The 18,681-nt window shown below is 64.7% G+C and carries 14 protein-coding genes; all 14 read left to right on the plus strand.

What is annotated here, in order from left to right:
• The first annotated feature begins 504 nt into the window (after positions 1-504).
• The 14 genes from dnaE to AEQU_RS03855 all read left to right on the plus strand — a co-directional run bounded on the left by dnaE (position 505) and on the right by AEQU_RS03855 (position 18,633).
• Positions 505-3,963, plus strand: a complete 3,459-nt coding sequence (gene dnaE, locus AEQU_RS03790; RefSeq protein ID WP_022739609.1) for a DNA polymerase III subunit alpha — start codon at positions 505-507, stop codon at positions 3,961-3,963.
• Entirely contained in the window at positions 3,963-4,775 is an 813-nt protein-coding gene (gene truA, locus AEQU_RS03795) for a tRNA pseudouridine(38-40) synthase TruA (RefSeq protein WP_022739610.1), read from the plus strand. Before dnaE ends, truA begins: the two co-directional genes overlap by 1 nt.
• Positions 4,776-4,834: 59 nt before the next feature.
• Positions 4,835-5,956: an aldo/keto reductase gene (locus tag AEQU_RS03800; RefSeq protein WP_022739611.1), complete on the plus strand. Its 1,122-nt coding sequence runs from the start codon at positions 4,835-4,837 to the stop codon at positions 5,954-5,956.
• A 166-nt stretch (positions 5,957-6,122) separates the two neighbouring features.
• Complete coding sequence (locus AEQU_RS03805) at positions 6,123-7,505, plus strand: sodium-dependent transporter (protein WP_041714440.1); 1,383 nt, start codon at positions 6,123-6,125, stop codon at positions 7,503-7,505.
• A 230-nt stretch (positions 7,506-7,735) separates the two neighbouring features.
• Positions 7,736-8,809 (plus strand): redox-regulated ATPase YchF, encoded by a 1,074-nt coding sequence (ychF, locus tag AEQU_RS03810; RefSeq protein ID WP_022739613.1) that lies wholly within the window; start codon positions 7,736-7,738, stop codon positions 8,807-8,809.
• Positions 8,810-8,863: 54 nt separating this feature from the next.
• Positions 8,864-9,577, plus strand: coding sequence for a Fic family protein (locus tag AEQU_RS03815; protein ID WP_022739614.1), 714 nt, complete (start codon positions 8,864-8,866; stop codon positions 9,575-9,577).
• A gap of 321 nt (positions 9,578-9,898) precedes the next feature.
• The gene (locus AEQU_RS03820) at positions 9,899-11,161 is read left to right on the plus strand and encodes an MFS transporter (RefSeq protein WP_022739615.1); all 1,263 of its coding nucleotides are present in this window, start codon (positions 9,899-9,901) and stop codon (positions 11,159-11,161) included.
• A gap of 66 nt (positions 11,162-11,227) precedes the next feature.
• Positions 11,228-12,280: a TIGR02452 family protein gene (locus AEQU_RS03825; protein ID WP_022739616.1), complete on the plus strand. Its 1,053-nt coding sequence runs from the start codon at positions 11,228-11,230 to the stop codon at positions 12,278-12,280.
• Between the two features lie 94 nt (positions 12,281-12,374).
• Entirely contained in the window at positions 12,375-13,094 is a 720-nt protein-coding gene (gene larE / locus AEQU_RS03830; protein ID WP_022739617.1) for an ATP-dependent sacrificial sulfur transferase LarE, read from the plus strand.
• Positions 13,095-13,239: 145 nt separating this feature from the next.
• Positions 13,240-13,551 carry an Asp-tRNA(Asn)/Glu-tRNA(Gln) amidotransferase subunit GatC gene (gatC, locus tag AEQU_RS03835; RefSeq protein ID WP_022739618.1) on the plus strand — a complete coding sequence of 104 codons (312 nt, stop codon included), beginning with the start codon at positions 13,240-13,242 and terminating at the stop codon, positions 13,549-13,551.
• Positions 13,551-15,044 carry an Asp-tRNA(Asn)/Glu-tRNA(Gln) amidotransferase subunit GatA gene (gene gatA / locus AEQU_RS03840; protein WP_022739619.1) on the plus strand — a complete coding sequence of 498 codons (1,494 nt, stop codon included), beginning with the start codon at positions 13,551-13,553 and terminating at the stop codon, positions 15,042-15,044. Before gatC ends, gatA begins: the two co-directional genes overlap by 1 nt.
• Positions 15,045-16,628, plus strand: coding sequence for an Asp-tRNA(Asn)/Glu-tRNA(Gln) amidotransferase subunit GatB (gene gatB / locus AEQU_RS03845; protein WP_022739620.1), 1,584 nt, complete (start codon positions 15,045-15,047; stop codon positions 16,626-16,628).
• 8 nt (positions 16,629-16,636) lie between these two features.
• The gene (locus tag AEQU_RS03850; RefSeq protein ID WP_022739621.1) at positions 16,637-16,948 is read left to right on the plus strand and encodes a hypothetical protein; all 312 of its coding nucleotides are present in this window, start codon (positions 16,637-16,639) and stop codon (positions 16,946-16,948) included.
• Positions 16,949-17,289: 341 nt separating this feature from the next.
• Positions 17,290-18,633: a phenylacetate--CoA ligase family protein gene (locus tag AEQU_RS03855; RefSeq protein ID WP_022739622.1), complete on the plus strand. Its 1,344-nt coding sequence runs from the start codon at positions 17,290-17,292 to the stop codon at positions 18,631-18,633.
• Positions 18,634-18,681: the final 48 nt, after the last annotated feature.

Genomic DNA, 18,681 nt, shown 5'->3' on the forward strand with positions numbered 1-18,681 from the left:
GAAAATTGCGTTTGTTAGCATGTTGGGCGGAGTTAAAGGGCGAAATAGGCCGCTCAAGACAAGGGAGGTCTCTCTGGAGTTAACGCCTAACGAATATCTGGAGAGATGTGCGATGGCTGCGGATCGTCTGGAAGGAGGTTCTGCATCCTCGCAGAGCTAACAATCGCAATTTCTGCCAAATTCTTCGAGGGCAAATGGTCTTCATAGATCGGAGGATCTTGCGTCGTGCGAGTTACGCCTAAAAAACTGCTTCGGCCCTCCGCACTCTCCGCGCGGAGGGCATTCCATGCAAAACTCACTGTTTGTTCGCACACCGTGGGGCGACAGGCTGGTATCATGGCAGCCGAGAAAATGACGGAACATAAGAGCGGTCGGAAGGGAAGCGGAGCAGCGGGAAGTCCTCGCGTCAGCTGCGCGCTTTCGGCCTAGCATGACACGACACAGTGCGCATAATCACACCATAAACGAACTCGTGCGCCGCCGACCTTATCGAAGGGGCTGACGATGGCATTTGTCCATTTGCACAACCATACGGAATACTCGCTGCTCGACGGGCTCACCCATATCAAGGACATGGTGCGCCGCGCCGCCGAGCTGGACATGCCGGCGGTGGCCGTCACCGACCACGGCGTCATGTCCGGCATGGTGGAGCTCTCCGACGCCTGCGACGCCGTCGAGAAGGAGACGGGCAAGCGCGTGAAGCCCATCTTCGGCTGCGAGGTGTACTTCACCCCCGACGAGTCGCTGCGCAAGGACGTGAAGCCGAAGCTGTATCACCTGCTGCTTCTGGCGAAAAACAACGAGGGCTACCACAACCTGCTGAAGCTCGTCAGCGAGTCCCACGTGGACAACTTCTACTACAAGCCGCGCACCACCTTCTCCATGCTGCAGAAGTACGGCCACGGTATCATCGGCTCGTCGGCCTGCATCGCCGGCGTCATTCCGAAGCTGCTCGACGAGCGCCGTTTCGACGACGCCGTGGAATGGGCCCGTAAGTTCGCCAGCTGCTTCGACGAGGGCGACTTCTACATCGAGCTGCAGAACCAGGGCATCCGCACCGACGCCGGCTTCACCCAGACCGAGCTGAACCACGAGCTCACCCGCGTGGCGAAGGCCGCGGGCTTAAAGACCATCGCCACCAACGACTTCCACTACCTGCTGAAGGAAGACGCCGAGGCCCAGGACATCATGCTGTGCATCGGCACCGGTTCCACGGTCAACCAGACGAACCGCATGAAGTTCGAGAACGACCAGTTCTACATGAAGACCGAAGAGGAAATGCGCGAGGCCATGAAGGACTTCCCCGAGGCCTGCGACAACACCGTGGAAGTGGCGGCGAAGTGCGACGTCACGTTAGAGCGCGAGCCCATCCTGCCGAAGTTTCCCCTGCCCGAGGGCGAAACCGAGGAGTCGTGGTTCCGCAAGCGCGTGCAGGAGGGCCTGGAGAAGCGCTACGGCACCCCGGTGCCCGAGCGCGAGCAGAAGCAGGCCGACTACGAGATGGGCATCATCATCCAGCAGGGCTTCCCGGCCTATTTCCTCATCGTGCAGGAGTACATCGAATGGGCGCGCAGCCAGGGCATCGGCGTGGGCCCGGGCCGCGGCTCGGCCGCCGGCGCCATCGTGGCCTACGCCATGGGCATCACCGACCTTGACCCTATGCCCAACGGCCTCATGTTCGAGCGATTCCTCTCGCCCGAGCGCGTGGAGATGCCCGATATCGACGTCGACTTCGAGCAGGGCCGCCGCGAAGAGGTCATCAACCACATCAAGGACGTCTACGGCGAGGATCACGTCTCCCAGGTGATCACCTTCGGCACGCTGCAGGCCAAGAACGCCGTGCGCGACTCGGCCCGCGTGCTGGACTACCCCTACGGCGTGGGCGACCGCATCTGCAAGATGATCGGCGACGAGCTGGGCATCACCATCGACAAGGCGCTGGACACGAACCCCGACCTGAAGAAGGCCTACGACACCGAAGAGGACGTCAAGCGCATCATCGACGCCGCGAAGTCCATCGAGGGCCACGTGCGCGGCGAGGGCGTGCACGCCTGCGCCACCATTATCTGCCGCGACCCCATGAGCGATCACGTGCCCATGAAACGCGACACCAAGGGCGGCGGCATCATCACGCAGTACGACGGCCATTACACGCCGGACCTGGGCCTGTTGAAGATGGACTTTCTGGGTCTGCGCACCTTGGACGTGCTTTCCATCGCCTGCCGCAACATCGAGGAGCGCACCGGCACGAAGATCGTGCCCGAGGAGATTCCCACCGACGACGAGAAAGCCTTCCGCCTCATGCAGTCCGGCAACATGGACGGCCTGTTCCAGGTGGAGGGCGCCCTGTACGTGAGCCTGTTCAAGCGCCTGCCCCCCAAGCAGTTCTCCGACGTCGTCGCCTCCATCGCCCTGAACCGCCCGGGCCCGCTGGAGTCCGGCATGGTGGAGGACTACATCAAGGCGGCGAAGAGCCCGGCCGCCGTGCACTACTACGACGACCGCCTGCGCCCCATTCTGGAAGAGACCCACGGCACCATGGTCTACCAAGAGCAGATCATGCAGATCTCCATGGCCATGTCCGGCTTCTCCGCCGGCAAGTCCGACAAGCTGCGCAAGGCCATGGGCAAGAAGAAGCTCGACATCATGCGCCAGCTGCAGGCCGACTGGGACGAAGGCGCCGTGGCCAACGGCTATCCGCTCGAGATCGCCCAGCAGATCTGGGCCGACGCCGAGAAGTTCGCGAAGTACGCCTTCAACAAGTCGCACTCGGCGGCCTACGCCATCCTCGTGATGCGCACGGCCTACCTGAAGGCGCACTACCCGAACGACTTCATGGCCGCCGTGCTCACCAGCTACATGGGCAACACCGACCGTCTCATCCGCTACATCGCCAGCTGCAACAAGAACGGCACGCCGGTGCTGCCGCCGGACATCAACGCCTCCCGCGCCGAGTTCACCCCGGTCGAGGGCGGCATCCGCTTCGGTTTGGTGGGCGTGCGCGGCGTGGGCAAGAACGTCGCCGACGAGATCATCGCCGAGCGCGAGGCCAACGGTCCGTTCACCTCGCTGCACGATTTCGTGAACCGACTCGACGCGAAGTGCTACAACCGCAAGACGCTCGAAGCCCTCATCAAGGGCGGTGCCTTCGACTCCACCGGCTACACCCGCAAGCAGCTCATGTACTTCGTGGAAGAAACGCCGCTTCTGGAAGGCGCGGCCAAGCGCCAGAAGGATCGCGATGCCGGTCAGGTGTCCATGTTCGACATGTTCGCCGACGACGCCGACTCCGGCTTCCAGGAGGACGTGCCCGCCCCCGACGGCGTGGAGTGGGACAAGCGCACCAAGCTCGCCTACGAGAAGGAGATCATGAAGATCTACGTGAGCGAGCACCCGCTGGCCCCCTTCGAGGGCACGCTGCGCCGTATGTCCCGCTACGACATGGGCATGCTCTCCGAACAGACCAAGGAGATCAAGAACGGCGTGTTCGTGGGCATGATCTCGAATGTGGCGACGAAGCTCACGAAGCGCGGCACGAAGATGGCCACGTTCACCCTGGAGGACACCACCGGCTCCATCGAGTGCATCTGCTTCAAGTACGACGACTTTGCCGAGGTCATCCAGGAGGACGTCATCGCGAAGATCAAGGGCAAGTTCGAGAGCGGTGACCGCGGTAACCAGATCATGGCCTTCGAGCTGGAGGCGCTGGAGCTTAACGAGGAAGATGCGCGGCCGAGCCACTTGGAGCTGCGGGTGCCCTCGTGCTCCTTCGACCAGAACCGCTCGGCGCACCTGAGTCGCATCCTGAACTCGTACCCGGGTCGCGACGGCGTGGTGCTCTTCGTGCAGCAGGCCGACGGCCGCCGTTTCCGCGCCGAGCTGCCAGTGTCGGTAGATGCCCAGTCCACGGTGCTGAAGGCCGAGATCCGCGACCTCTTCGGGCCAGAAGCGATGATTGCCTAATGGAAATCTCGCGACCGAGCTTGGAAGAGCGGGCGGCCGAGTGCGCGCGGGAGCTCACGTTCTCGGCGACGGTGGCTTATGACGGGGCGCCGTTTGCGGGGTTCGCTAAGCAGCCGGGGCAGCTCACCGTGCAAGGGGAGCTGGAGCAGGCGCTGTCGTTGTTGTTCCGCCGGCCGGTGGACGTGGTCTGCGCCGGGCGCACCGATGCCGGCGTGCACGCCCGCGGGCAGGTGGTCTCCTTCGACATCGACGAGTGCGAGCTGCGCGGGCGCACGCCCTATAACCTGCGGCGCTCGCTGAACGCGCTCACCTGCGAGGGCATCGTGGTTCGCGCGGTGGAGGAGCGGCCGCGGGGCTTCTCGGCCCGCTTCGACGCCCAGTGGCGCGAGTACAAGTACTTCCTCGCCACGGGGGATACGCCGCCGGTGTTCACCGATCGCACCGCCTGGTATGTGGGTCCGAACTTGGACATCGCCGCCATGGAACGGGGCGCCACGCACCTCATCGGCGAGCACGACTTCAAGAGCTTTTGCATGGCCGCTTCGGCCGTCGGCAAGCCGACCTGCCGCAATGTGGAGGAGATCTCCATTGCCTCCGAGGAGATTCTGGGCGAGCCGCACCGCGTCATCACCGTGCGCGGCAACGCCTTCCTCCATTCCATGGTGCGCACCATCGTGGGCACGCTGGTCATGGTGGGCCGCGGCCAGCGCGACCCCGACTGGGTCGCCGAGGTCCTCGCCGCCCGCGACCGCCAAGCCGCCGGCGAAAACGCCCCCGCCCGCGGCCTCATCTTCTGGTCGGTAGGGTACTAACCTGCTATGATAAGCGCATCGGTAATTTTTGCGCGTGCGCACAAGAAAAGGGGAGTACCATGGAGACTGCAGGGAAGTTGGCGCCGCTCGGGTTCGGGTTCATGCGGCTGCCGCTTAAGGACGCGGACGATCCGACGTCCATCGACATCGACAAGTGCTGCGAGCTGGTGGACATCTTCATGGATGCCGGCTTCACCTACTTCGACTCGGCGCGCGGCTATCACGGCGGCAAGTCCGAGTGGGCGTTGAGGAAGGCGCTGGTCGAGCGCTATCCGCGCGACTCGTTCACCATCGCCACCAAGCTGCCGGCCTGGCTGGCCGAAAACGCGGAGCACGCGCGGGCCATGTTCGACAAGTCGTTGCGCGAGTGCGGCATCGATTACTTTGATTACTACCTGCTGCACAACCTGGGCGAGTCGCTCACGCCGGGGTTCGAGGAGTACGGCCTGTGGGACTTTTGCGCCGAGAAGAAGGCCGAGGGCAAGATCAAGAAGTTCGGCTTCTCCATCCACGACAACGCCGAGGAGCTCGAGAAGGTGCTCGACGCCCATCCCGAGGTGGATTTCGTCCAGCTGCAGATCAACTACATCGATTGGGAGAGCCCCATCATCCAGTCGCGCCGCTGCTACGAGGTGTGCCAAGAGCGCGGGCTGCCCGTGGTCATCATGGAGCCGGTGAAGGGCGGCACGCTCGTGAAGCTGCCCGATCCGGTGGCCGACATCCTGCGCGCGGCCGAGCCGGGCGCGCCTTTGGCCTCCTGGGCGCTGCGCTTCGCCGGATCGCTTCCGAACGTGATCGCCGTGCTCTCGGGCATGAACACGCCCGAGATGGTGGCCGAGAACGCCGCCATCATGCGCGACGGCGTGCCCCTGACGCCGGCCGAGTACGAGGTGATCGAGGCGGCGCGCGACGCCCTGGCCGCGTTGCCGGGCGTTCCGTGCACCGATTGCCGCTACTGCGTGAAGGGCTGTCCCGAAGGCGTGCACATCAACACCATCATGCAGTCGCTCAACATCTACGACCAGATGGGCGATGCCTACCGCGCCCAGGAGAACTACAACTGGAACACCGGCGACGGCAAGGCGAGCGCCTGCATCCAGTGCGGCGCGTGCGAGAGCGTCTGCCCCCAGCATATCGAAATCGTGAGCCAGCTTGAGCGCGCGGTGAAGCTGTTCGAGTAGTGGCCGCCCCGCGTTCTCCGTTTCTCGGAAACATGGGGTGTTCAGGTCAATTTCACGCTATAATCACACAGTTTCAACGGGCGGCTGCACCGTGCGCGATGCAGCCGCCCGTTCCTTCAAGCTAGGCGAGGGCGCGCGGGCGCCTTGGAAATGGGAAAGGAAGACTATGGCAGGAGAGATTAAGAAGCAGCGCGCTTCCTGGTCGGGGAAGTGGGCGTTCATTTTGGCCGCGGCCGCCTCGGCGGTGGGCCTGGGGAACATGTGGCGCTTCCCCTATCTGGCGGCGAAGTACGGCGGGGGCACCTTCCTGCTCACCTATGTGGTGCTCGTGTTCACGTTCGGCGTGTCGCTTTTGCTGCTGGAGACGGCGCTCGGCCGCAAGACGGGGCAGTCCGCTATCGGCGCCTTCAAGGCCTTCGGCAAGAAGTACGCCTTCATCGGCATTTTGGCTTCGGCGGTGCCCTTCATCATCACACCCTACTACTGCATCATCGGCGGCTGGGTGACGAAGTACACGGCGGCCTACCTGGTGAACGGACCGGAGGCCTTAGCCGACGGCGGCGACTTCTTCACCGGCTTCATCACCTCCAACGCCGAGAGCTACATCTGGATGCTCGTGTTCATGGCCATCGTGTTCGTCATCGTGGGCCTGGGCGTGAAGGGCGGCATCGAGAAGGCGAACCTGTTCATGATGCCGGCGCTCATCATCATGGCCGTCGCCATCGCCATCTACACGCTCACCATGCCGGGCGCTGTGGAGGGCGCGCTGTACTACCTCACGCCGGACTTCAGCAAGTTCTCGCCGGAGCTCGTGATCGGCGCGTTGGGGCAGATGTTCTACAGCCTGTCGCTGGCCATGGGCATCATGATCACCTACGGCTCCTACATGCGCAAGCAGGACAGCCTCACCTCCTCGGTCGTGCGCATCGGCGGCTTCGATCTGGGCGTGTCCTTCATCGCCGGCCTGCTCATCGTGTCCGCGGCCTTCGTGGCCATGGGCTCCGGCGACGCGGTGGCCGCCAAGGCGGGCCCCTCGCTCATGTTCGTGACGCTGCCGACGGTGTTCGTCGACATGGGCGGCATGGCCACCTTCATCGGCTTCTTGTTCTTCCTGCTGGTGCTGTTCGCCGCGCTGACGAGCGCCATCTCGCTCGTGGAGACGCTCGTCTCCATCGTGCACGACGGCCTTCAGTGCACGCGCGCCAAGGCCCTCGGCATCGTTATCGCCTTCGTGGTCATCGCCGGCGCCATCATCAACGCGGGCTACAACGGGCTGTCGTTCATCGAGCCGCTCGGGGCCGGTTCCTCGATCCTCGATTTCGCGGACTTCATCTCCAACTCGGTGCTCATGCCCATCGTGGCCCTGCTCACCTGCGTGTTCGTCGGCTGGATCGTGAAGCCCAAGACCATCATCGACGAGGTGCGCATCTCCTCGAAGTTCTCGGCCGCCGGTGCTTGGACGATCATGATCAAGTACATCGCCCCGGTGTTGGTGATTATCATTCTGGTCGCCTACGTCGCGGCTCAGTTCGGCTTCTTTTCCATGTGAGTTAGAAAGCTTCGGCTTTCTAACTCACCTCGACGCTGCGGGTCCGACAGGCACCTGCACTCGACCCTTGTTTTGGGCGCGGCGTTGGCGAAAGCCAACTTAGCCCAAAGGCGGGCCGATTGCAGGCACCTGTCGGGCCCTCGCTGTCTTCCTTGGGCGAACCTGTGAATTGCAAAATAAAGTTCTATAATGGTTTAGCTTTGAAACGCTCTTTCTAGTAAGGAATTTGAATGGCTCTCTCAATCGGTATCGTGGGGCTTCCGAACGTCGGCAAGTCCACGCTGTTCACGGCGATGACCAACAAGGGCGGTCTGGCCGCCAACTACCCGTTCGCCACCATCGAGCCCAACGTGGGCATCGTGCCGGTGCCCGACGACCGCCTGCAGGCGCTGGCCGAAATCGACCATCCGGCGAAGATCGTGCCCGCCACGGTGGAGTTCGTGGACATCGCCGGTTTGGTGGCCGGAGCGAGCCATGGGGAGGGCCTGGGCAACCAGTTCCTCGCGAACATCCGCGAGACCGATGCCATCGCCGAGGTGGTGCGCTTCTTCGGCGATCCGGACGTGACCCACGTGGCCGGCAAGGTGGATCCGCAGTCGGACGTGGACACTATCAAGACCGAGCTCATTCTGGCCGACATCGCCACGGTGGAGAAGGCCATCCCGCGTCTGGAAAAGGAGGCCAAGCGCGATAAATCTGGCGCGGCGAAGCTGGAGGCGGCGCGCAAGGTGCTCGCCGGCCTGAACGAGGGCCATCGCGCCCGCACGCTGGGGCTGACCGAGGACGAGGTCGCGGCCATCTACGAGCTGCACCTGCTCACCATGAAGCCGATGCTCTACATCGCGAACGTGGACGAGGACGCCGTGGACGCCGAGCTGCCCGAGATCGACGGCTGCACCCCGGTGCCGATTTCGGCGAAGGTGGAGGCCGACATCGCCGAGCTGGCCGAGATGGATCCGGACGAGGCCAAGGAGTACATGGAAGCGCTGGGGCTCACCGACAGCGGCCTGGCGCGCCTCATCCGCGAGGCCTATCACCTGCTCGGCCTGCAGAGCTACTTCACGAGCGGCGAGACCGAGACCCGCGCCTGGACCATCCCGGTGGGCGCGAAGGCCCCCCAGGCCGCCGGCGTCATCCACAGCGATTTCGAGCGCGGCTTCATCAAGGCCGAGACGGCCTCCTTCGAGGACTACGTGGCCTTGGGCGGCGAGAAGGGCTGCCGCGATGCGGGCAAACTCCGCCAAGAGGGCAAGGACTACGTCGTCCAAGACGGCGACGTCATGCACTTCAAATTCAACGTGTAGGTCGGGAGAACCTCGCTGACTTCCTTGGGCGAACAGGTGACGTAGAGGAGATTAATGGCTGATTTGCTTGAAGAATACCGTCGCCAGCGCCGCTTGAAGCTTGAGGGAAACATCTACCACAAGACTCAGGTGGAGTTGGCTTACAACTCGAACCATATCGAAGGATCACGCCTGACCGAGGAGCAGACCCGGCAGATATTCGAGACACGGACCGTCGACGGTCACGCCCGCCTTGCGGACATCCAGGACGCAACGAACCACTTCCGTCTGTTCGATGCCATGCTGGACACGGCGGAGGAACCGCTTTCCCCGGAATTGCTCCTGTCCTTCCAGGAGGTGCTGAAGCAGGGCACCGAGCAAGCGGCCTCCGATCCCATTTTTGCCCCTGGCGTCTTCAAGGCGCTGCCCAACGAGGTGGGCGGCCTTGTGACGACGCTTCCCGAGGAGGTTCCCGGACAGCTGGCGTCGCTCATCGGGCGCTACGAAGGCGGCCCGCGCGCCTTCGAGGATATAGTGGATCTCCATTACCGTTTCGAGCGCATTCATCCGTTCCAGGACGGCAACGGCCGCATCGGTCGCATGGTGCTGTTCAAGGAATGCCTCCGCAACGGTGTGTTGCCGTTCATCGTGCCCGACGATAGGAAGCATTTTTACTATCACGGCCTAGCGAACTACGAAGACGAGCCCGGTTGGCTGCTTGACACCTGCCGCGCCTTCCAAGACGACTTTGCCGCCCGCTTCCTGCCCTTGGTGCCGCATCTGGCCTAGCGAGGTTTCTGCTGAGTCGAACTGTTTTGCGACTTGCGCTTGCTGCTGGAGCGCTGCTGCTCCAGGTTGCCCTGGTGACAAAAAGAACCCCTCCGATGCACAAAAATCGACTTATATAGCATCTCGGGGATGCGGGCATACGGATTTCGGGACTTATATAGCCAAAAATCGCCCCTCTGGTTCCCTCTGGATCTTTCGGTTGGCTATATAAGTCCGATTTCGTGCATTCGAAGGCCGTTCCGTGTCACCAGGTTGGCCAATGCGCGGAGATCGCGCTATGGTGTGGGGGTATCAACGACAGTTCGGGGGCGGGAAGGTGCGATGACCAAGACGCGTGAGGATGCGATGGCTGACCGTCGCGAGGGTGCGATGGCGGAAGAGAAGATGGGGAAAGCAGAAGCGAAAGTGCGCGATTCCATCTGGAGCGTGCCCTTCGTCATTCTTATGGCGGTGAACTTCTTCCAGTCGATGGCGGCGTTCATGGCCAATGCCACGCTGCCGGTGTTCGCGGACTCGCTGGGGGCGACGGCTTCCATGGTGGGCGTCGTCGTGAGCTCGTTCACGCTGTCGGCGCTGCTCGTGCGCCCCTTCGCCGGCCCCGCCTTCGACAGCTTCTCGCGCAAGCGGCTCCTGCTTATCGCCCAGGGCATCATCTGCCTTTCGTTTTTCGCCTACGGGTTCGTCGATTCGCTGGGCGTGCTCATCGCCATCCGGCTCTTCCACGGCGTGGGCATCGGGTGCAGCGGGCCTTTGGCGATGTCGCTCGTGTCCGAGTACCTGCCGGCGACGAAGTTCGCCAGCGGCATCAGCATTTACGCGCTGGCGCAGTCCTTCGCCCAGGTCATCGGGCCGGCGACGGGGCTCTATCTGGTGGACGCCGTGGGATTTACGGCAGCTTACTTCCTGGCCGCGGCGCTTCTGGTGGTGGCCATGGGCGGCATCTTCGCTATCCGCGAGCCTTATCGCGAGCGCCTGCCCTATCAACTGAAGCTTTCCCGCATGTTCGCCCGCGAGGCCGTGGGCAAGGCGGCCGCCCTCATGCTCATCGCCGTGTCGTTCTCGTGCATGGGATCCTATGTGGTGCTCTACGGCTACGGACGGGGCGTGACGGATATGGGGCTGTTCTTCGTGGTGTACGCGCTGTGCCTGGTGGTGACGCGCCCGGCTTTGGGCGGCCTTGCCGATAGGGTGGGAACGCCCCGGGTACTCGTCTTCGGAACGATCTGCTTTGCGGTTTCCTACGTGGCGCTCTTCTACGCGCAGGACTTGCCTGGCTTCTTGCTCGCCGCCGTCATCGGCTCGGCGGGGTTCGGCTGCTGCGCGCCGCTTCTGCAGTCCATGGGGCTCGCCTCGGTGGGCATCGATCGGCGCGGGGCGGCCAGCAACACCATGTTCACAGGCCTCGATCTGGGAATGCTCATGGGGCCGGTGGCCGGGGGCGCGGTGACCGAGGCCCTGGCCCCTGCGGCCGGCGGCATCACGGGCGGCTACGGGCTCATGTGGCTTGTCATGATCGTGCCGGCCTTGGGCACGCTGGCCATCGCCCTGGGATGGAGCCTGCGGGGGAGAGCCCAGCGACGCTAAAAGGTGCGCGAGACGCGCAATTGCATTATTATGGCGAGCGGATCATTTGAATGGAAGGAGCGCGGTATGGCGGGTTTCAATGACAGGCGTCCGAATCGGGACGAGCAGCGGGAGGAGCGGCGGCGCGAGGCGGCGCGGCACACGGGCCTCATGAAGGCCGCCTTCGGGCGTGAGACCGACGAGGCCATTGAGAACGCGCGCATCTATGAGGAAGGGGAGGGGCGCTCGCTTCTGTGGGGCGCCGAGGCCGCTGCGGCCGCCGAGGCGGCGAAGCGCGCAGCGGAGATGGCCGAGGCGGATGCCGAGGGGGCGCAAGCGGGCAATGAGGAGGCCCGCGAGGCCGCCGAGATTGCCGAGGGAGCCGCCGAGGAAGCAGCTGAATCCGACGCAGTTGCACCGACCGCCACGGAGACGACGGTCAAGGTCGTGACCTCCTTCGCTCCCGAGGCGCTCTACCGCGATGCCACGGGCAAGACGATGATCGTGGATCCCGGCGCCTTCACCCGCCCCGGCGGCGCCTACGAGGACGGCGCCTTCGGCCCGGAGCAGATCCTGTGCTCCGAGAGCAACCTGTACCCGATCCTTGTAGCCCACAAGCGCGATTTCTACGACAAGAACCGTGACTACCGCCGAGGCTCGCTGTTCACCGACCGGGCTCTGTACGTGCCCGAGGTGCTGTTCTCCCGCGGGGGCGATGTGCGCCGCGCCGACGTGCTGGTCATCGCCGAGCCCATCCGTGCCTTCGCCCTGGAGAACCACCGTTCCGAACGCGAGTGCGACAAGGCGCTCGCCGACCGCATCGAGGCCATCTTCCGCATCGCCGCCGCCAACGGCACTGAGACGCTCATCATGGGCGCCTTCGGCTGCGGTCGCAACGGCTACCCTGTCGAGCAGGTGATCGAGCTCATCCAGAACTGGATCGCGGAACACCCCGGCGCCGTGCCGAACGTGGTGTTCGCCGTGCCGCGCATGCACGCCGATGCCTTCCGCGAGGCCTTCGGCGCCCCGGAGCCCGAGCGCCCCGCGCCGGTCGTTGTCGCCGAGGACGAGAACGACCGCGAAGGCGATGACGAGGACTGGCGCAACGTGGAACTGCCCGAGGGCGTCACGCTGCGCTAAGGATGGCTGCTCCTTGAGGGGCAGAGCATAGAAGAGAACGAATCGGGCGGTGTGTGGCTTCGGCGCGTCGCCCGATATAGTACAGAAGGCGAGTATGGAAGTAACGAAAGTCGCAGAGATCGAGGAAAAGAGCGTGGAAACGGCGGTGGATTTCGAAAGCGTCGTCGCCGAGGACACCGAGGACGTGGGGCCGGGACAGCACCTGTTCGGAGAGCCGCTGGAGATGTATCTTCTGCGCGAGCCAAAGCTGGCCGTGGCCTTTTCGGGCGGCTGCGACTCGGCGCTGCTTCTGGCGGCGGCGAAGCTGGCGGGGTGCGAGGTGCGCGCCTATCTGGTGAAGACCGCCTTCCAGCCCGATTTCGAGCTTGATGACGCCCGTGCTGTGGCGGCGGCGCTGGATGTGCCCCTCACGGTAGTGGAAGCGGACGTGCTGGCTCAGGAGGCTATCTGCGCGAATCCCGCCGACCGCTGCTACCGCTGCAAGCGCTTCATCTTCGGGGAAGTGCGCCGGGCCGCGGCAGCTGACGGGTTCACGGTGATCGTCGACGGCACCAACGCCACCGACGACCCCGAGCGGCGCCCCGGTTTCAAGGCGCTGGCCGAGGCCGGGGTGGTGTCGCCCTTGCGCCGCGCCGGCATGACCAAGGCCAACGTGCGCCACGTGCTCGCCAGCTTGGAAGAGCGTTTCGGCCTGCCGTCCGGCGCGCTCATGTCCGCCAAGCCGAGCTTCCCCTGCCTGGCCGTCTACGTGCCCCAAGGCGAGTCGATCACTGAAGCGTCTTTGCGGGAGGCCGCCCGAATGCGCGGACTGTGAGTCGCCCGCTCTGTTAAATCTTCGCGCTCGGTGGGCGCGGGGCGCGCTGGTGGCGCGCCTTTTGCTATCATGGAGCGGTTGACTTAACGAACCGGGGAGTGCCGATCGCCACGGCGCGGCCGCTCCCAGAGAAGGAGCGCGATTCATGACGCAGCATCTTTCCGAGGCTGATGTGCGGGGCATCGCGGAATACACCCGCATTGGCCTTGACGCGGAGGAGGTCGTCGCCATGACGGCCGACCTGAACGCCATCATCGACAGCCTGGCGCCTATCACCGAGTTCGACCTCGACGGGGTCGAGCCGACGTTCCATCCCATCGGCGACTTGTCCAACGTCATGCGCGATGACGAGGTGTGCGGGAGCTTCACCCAGGAAGTGGCGCTGGAAAACGCGCCCAAGCAGGAAGATGGCAGCTTCCTCATCCCGTCCATCTTGGGGGAAGGGGGCGATCGCTAATGGCGCGCACCTTCGGAGAAATGGGCATTCGCGAGATTCAAACCGGTCTCGCCGCCAAGGAGTTCTCGGCCGCCGAGGTGGCCCGCGGCACCTTCGAGCGCATCGGCGAGGCCGACGGGGCGGTGCATGCCTTCCTGGAAACCACCGAGGAACTCGCGCTCGACGCGGCGGCTCGCATCGACGCGGCCGTCGCTGAGGGGCGCCTCGCCGAGATGGGCCCGCTCGCGGGCGTTCCCGTGGGCTACAAGGACAACCTGAACCTCACGGGCACGCACACGACGTGCTCCTCGAACATGCTGCGCGACTACGTGTCCCCCTACACGGCGACCTGCGTGGAAAAGACGCTGCGCGCCGGCGCTCTTCCCATCGGCAAGCTGAACATGGACGAGTTCGCCTTCGGCGGCTCCACCGAGACCTCCGCCTTCGGCCCCACCTTCAACCCGTGGGATGTCGAGCGCGTGCCCGGCGGCAGCTCGGGCGGAAGCGCCGCGGCCGTGGCGGCGGGCTTTGTGCCGGTGTCGCTCGGGTCGGATACGGGCGGCTCCATCCGCCAACCGGGCTCGTTCTGCGGTCTGGTGGCCGTGAAGCCCACCTACGGCGTGGTGTCGCGCTACGGTGTGGTGGCCTTCGGCAGCTCGCTCGACCAGGTGGGCCCCTTCGCCCGTTCGGTGGAGGATGCGGCGCTCGCGCTGAACGCGCTTTCCGGCCGCGACGAGCTGGACTGCACGAGCCAGCCGTGCGACGTGGACTTCACGGCCAACCTCGCTGAGGGCGCGCGCGGCATGAAGATCGGCATCGTTCCCGCGTTCATGGAGGCGGCCGGTCTTGCGCCCGAGGTGCGGGCGAAGGTGGAAGAGGCCGCGGCTGTTCTTCAGGATATGGGCGCGGAACTGGTGGAAGTGGAGCTTCCGCACGCCCAGGCCGCCATGAGCGCCTACTACGTGCTCGGCCCCTGCGAGGCCTTCAGCAACCTGGCCCGCTTCGACTCGGTGCGCTACGGCTACTGCGACCCGGGCCACAAGGATCTGGCTAGCCAGTACGAGGCGAGCCGCGCGAAGGGCTTCGGCCCCGAGGCGCGCCGCCGCATCATGCTCGGTAGCTACCTTCTGTCCGCCGGCGTCTACGACAAGTACTACTATCCGGCTCAGCAGGTGCGCACCCTCATCACGCGTGACTATGCGGCGGCCTTCGAGAAGGTGGATGTCATCCTCTCGCCGGTGGCGCCGACCACGGCGTTCAAGATCGGCGAGATCTGCGATCCCACCGAGATGTACCTCGCGGACATGTTCACCATCTCCATCAACATCGCCGGCAACGGCGGCCTGTCGTTCCCGGTCGGCCTCGGCGCCGACACGGGCCTTCCGGTGGGCGTGCAGATCATCGCGCCCCCCTTCAAGGACAAGAACATGTTCCGGGCGGCGGCGGCCTTGGAGCAGCACTACGGCCCGGCTCCGGTCGCCCCCGATTTTGCCGACGGAAAGGTGGGTGCGTAAATGAAGACGCTCGAAGAGGTGTTCGAGACCTGGGAGGCCGTCATCGGCCTGGAGATTCACGCGGAGCTGACCACGCTGGAGACGAAGATGTTCTGCGGCTGCAAGCTGGAGTTCGGCGCCGCTCCCAACACCCATACCTGCCCGGTGTGCCTGGGGCTTCCCGGCGCGCTGCCGGTGCCCAACCGCGCCGCCATCGAGTCCATCGTGCTGGCGGGCCTTGCCACTAACTGCGACATCGAGAAGCACTCGATGTTCTACCGCAAGAACTACATGTACCCCGACATGGCCAAGAACTTCCAGACCACCCAGGGCCCCATCGCGTTCTGCATGCGGGGCCACCTCGACCTGGACGTGGACGGTCGGGGCGCGACCGAGCGCTACCGCCTGGACGCGCTCGCCCCCGGCGAGACGGAGGGCAACATCACGCGCACCGAGGACGGCTACGTGGCGCATGTGGGCATCACGCGCATCCACATGGAAGAGGACGCCGGCAAGATGGTGCACCTCGGCGGCGGTGAGGGTCGCATCGCCGGGGCCACGCAATCGCTCGTGGACTACAATCGCGCCGGCACGCCCTTGATCGAGCTGGTGACCGAGCCCGATCTGCGCACGCCCGAGGAGGCGCGCCTGTTCATGCAGAAGCTGCGCCAGATCTATCTGGCCTTAGGGATCTCCGACTGCTCCATGGAGGAAGGCTCCCTGCGCTGTGACGGCAACGTGTCGCTGCGCCGCCGCGGCACCACCGCGTTCGGCACCAAGACCGAGCTGAAGAACATGAACTCGTTCAAGAACCTGCACGACGGGCTGGCCTACGAGATCTGCCGTCAGGCCGAGGTGCTCGAGGAGGGCGGCGTCATCTACCAGGAGACGCGCCACTGGGATCCGTCCGCCAAGCGCACCATCGTCATGCGCGTGAAGGAGACGGCCGACGACTACCGGCTGTTCCCCGAGCCGGATTTGGCGCCCTACGACTTGTCCGACGAGTTCATCGAAGGCGTGCGGGCGAAGCTGCCCGAGCTGCCCGACCAGAAGGCCGCGCGATTCGCCGCCGACTTCGGGCTCACCTCCTACGATGCGCGCCATCTGGTGGACCACCGCGCCACGGCCGACTTCTTCGACGAGTGCATGGCGCTCGCGAAAGCCGAGGCGGACGGCAGCAAGTTCGCCAAACCGCTCGCGAACCTCATCATCAACGACGTGGCCGCGTGGCTGAACGCCCACGAGGGCACGCTGCTCGCCGACACGCCGCTGACGGCGGCCCGGGCGCTTTCGCTTGTGAAGATGCTTGCGGATGACACTATCTCCTCGAAGCAGGCCAAGGAGGTGTTCGCGGCCATCATGGACGAGGACGCCGACCCCGAGGCCATCGTGGAGGCCCGCGGCATGAAGCAGGTGTCGGACACCGGCGCCATCGAGGCCGTGGTGGACGAGGTCATCGCCGCCAACCCCGACGAGGTGGCCCGCTACCGCGACGGCAACACCAAGGTCATCGGCTTTTTCGTCGGCCAGTGCATGAAGGCCATGCGCGGCCAGGGCAATCCCAAGATCATCAACGAGCTTTTGGCGAAGAAGCTCGCCGAGTAGGAGCAACCATGGGCATCTTCAAAGACGAGAACGGCAACAGCTACGGCGACTGGACGCACCGCGGCCAGGGGCGCACGCGCGAGAACGCCAACGACATCGTGGGGACGGGAGACGAGAAGAAGTGGTACGACCAGACCTTCTGGATCATCTTCTTCCTCGTGGTGCTGTGGCCCGTGGGGCTCGTGCTCATGTGGCGCGGCGCCTGCACGTGGCACGTGGCGGTGAAGATCGTCGTGACCATCGTGCTGGTGGGCGTGGTGGCGCTGTCCTACCAGATGTCCCAGGCCGTGATGGCTGCTCAAGGGACGATGGGGATATAGCAGGTCGTCCGGGCGTGGGTACGGGATTATCCCCCGTGCTCAAGCAATGGCTCGCTCGGCTCCACCGTCCACTGGGCTGTTCCGTTCGCTGCGCAACCTGCGCGCGGGGGACAATCCCGCACCCACGCCCTGCCCAATTATTTTCCCAGATGAAAGCCTGCTATCGGGGTCGCCGATGGCGGGCTTTTCCTATTCCGTATGCCGTTTCCCCTTGTGCGCGCGGGCGGCTTCGGGCATCATACTGACCCACGAAACCCCGCCGGGCGCTGGTCGCTCGGCGCTATCCAGTCGGGCGATCCGCGCCCGACATCCGGAAGACCGAACCCGAACGAGGAGCAGTGATGGCGAAGAAGAACATTCCCTACGACCAGAAGTACTACGATCCCGAGATCGAGTGCATGCCGCGCGCCGAACTGGAGGCCATGCAGCTTGAGCGCCTTCAGGAGATGGTTCGCTACGCCTACGACAACACGGTGTACTACAAGCGCTCCTTCGACGAGGCCGGCGTGAAACCCGAGGACATCAAGACCCTGAAGGATCTGGAGAAGTTCCCCTTCATCGACAAGAAGACCGAGCGCGAGACCCAGCACGTGGGCAGCTTCTTCGGCGAGATGTGCTCGGTGCCCGAGGAGGACGTCATCTTCATGGCCACCTCGTCCGGCTCCACGGGCGTGCCCACGGTGAGCCCCTTTACCCAGGAGGACTTCGATCTGTGGCAAGACACCGAGGCGCGGCTGTTCTGGCAGGCCGGCATGCGCCCGACCGACCGCTACGTGCACGGCCTGAACTTCGCCCTGTACGTGGGTGGCCCGGACGTCATCGGCGCCCAGCGCTTGGGCGCGCTCGCCATCTGGGTGGGCGCGGTGCCGAGCGACCGCCTCATCTTCGTGCTGCAGCAGTACCAGCCCACCATCATCTGGACGAGCCCGTCCTACGCCTGGACGCTCGGCGAGAAGATCAAGGAGAAGGGCCTCGACCCGCGCACCGACTTCTCCATCCACACCATCATCGTGGCCGGCGAGCCGGGCGGCTCCATCCAGAGCACCCGCGAGGCCATCGAGGACTTGTGGGACGCGAAGGTGGTCGACTTCTTCGGGCTCTCCGACATCTACGGCGCCTGCGCGGCCATGTGCGAGGCGAAGGATGGCCTGCACATCGTGGAGGACCAGATCCTCGTGGAAACGGTGGACCCGGTCACCGGCGAGGTGCTCGAGCCGGGCAGCGTGGGCGAGCTGGTGTACACCACGCTCATGAAGAAGGCTCGTCCCATGATCCGCTTCCGCACCGGAGATATCGGCTACTTCTCCACCGAGAAGTGCGAGTGCGGGCGCACCTTGGGCCGCATCCACATCACCGGCCGCAAGGACGAGATGTTCATCGTGGGCGCCGTGAACGTGTTCCCCTCCGATGTGGAGTACGTGGTGCGCGCCGAGAAGGGCCTCACCGGCGAGTACCTCATCCGCGTGTACGACGAGAACTTCTCCACCCGTTACGAGGTGTCCGTGGAGCGCGCCCAGGGCTCCGATGAGCCCTTCGACGCCGTGGCTGCCCGCGTGACGGCCGCGTTGAAGGCCCACACCGGCGTGAAGCCGGCCCGCGTCATCGTCTACGACGCCGGCAAGCTCGGCACGTCTTCCGAGCACAAGGCGAGCCGCTTCATCGACGAGCGCGGCAGCGCGAAGTAGGCAACGAACGCGCAAACCGATGGCCGGGCGGGACGCTTTGTTCGGCCA

This window comes from Adlercreutzia equolifaciens DSM 19450 (genome assembly GCF_000478885.1).
In the GTDB taxonomy this organism is placed as follows: domain Bacteria; phylum Actinomycetota; class Coriobacteriia; order Coriobacteriales; family Eggerthellaceae; genus Adlercreutzia; species Adlercreutzia equolifaciens.

Excerpts from the sequence above, each read along its gene's own strand:
- dnaE (WP_022739609.1), top strand. The coding sequence starts at position 505 with ATGGCATTTGTCCATTTGCACAACCATACGGAATACTCGCTGCTCGAC.
- truA (WP_022739610.1), top strand. The coding sequence starts at position 3,963 with ATGGAAATCTCGCGACCGAGCTTGGAAGAGCGGGCGGCCGAGTGCGCG.
- AEQU_RS03800 (WP_022739611.1), top strand. The coding sequence starts at position 4,835 with ATGGAGACTGCAGGGAAGTTGGCGCCGCTCGGGTTCGGGTTCATGCGG.
- AEQU_RS03805 (WP_041714440.1), top strand. The coding sequence starts at position 6,123 with ATGGCAGGAGAGATTAAGAAGCAGCGCGCTTCCTGGTCGGGGAAGTGG.
- ychF (WP_022739613.1), top strand. The coding sequence starts at position 7,736 with ATGGCTCTCTCAATCGGTATCGTGGGGCTTCCGAACGTCGGCAAGTCC.
- AEQU_RS03815 (WP_022739614.1), top strand. The coding sequence starts at position 8,864 with ATGGCTGATTTGCTTGAAGAATACCGTCGCCAGCGCCGCTTGAAGCTT.
- AEQU_RS03820 (WP_022739615.1), top strand. The coding sequence starts at position 9,899 with ATGACCAAGACGCGTGAGGATGCGATGGCTGACCGTCGCGAGGGTGCG.
- AEQU_RS03825 (WP_022739616.1), top strand. The coding sequence starts at position 11,228 with ATGGCGGGTTTCAATGACAGGCGTCCGAATCGGGACGAGCAGCGGGAG.
- larE (WP_022739617.1), top strand. The coding sequence starts at position 12,375 with ATGGAAGTAACGAAAGTCGCAGAGATCGAGGAAAAGAGCGTGGAAACG.
- gatC (WP_022739618.1), top strand. The coding sequence starts at position 13,240 with ATGACGCAGCATCTTTCCGAGGCTGATGTGCGGGGCATCGCGGAATAC.
- gatA (WP_022739619.1), top strand. The coding sequence starts at position 13,551 with ATGGCGCGCACCTTCGGAGAAATGGGCATTCGCGAGATTCAAACCGGT.
- gatB (WP_022739620.1), top strand. The coding sequence starts at position 15,045 with ATGAAGACGCTCGAAGAGGTGTTCGAGACCTGGGAGGCCGTCATCGGC.
- AEQU_RS03850 (WP_022739621.1), top strand. The coding sequence starts at position 16,637 with ATGGGCATCTTCAAAGACGAGAACGGCAACAGCTACGGCGACTGGACG.
- AEQU_RS03855 (WP_022739622.1), top strand. The coding sequence starts at position 17,290 with ATGGCGAAGAAGAACATTCCCTACGACCAGAAGTACTACGATCCCGAG.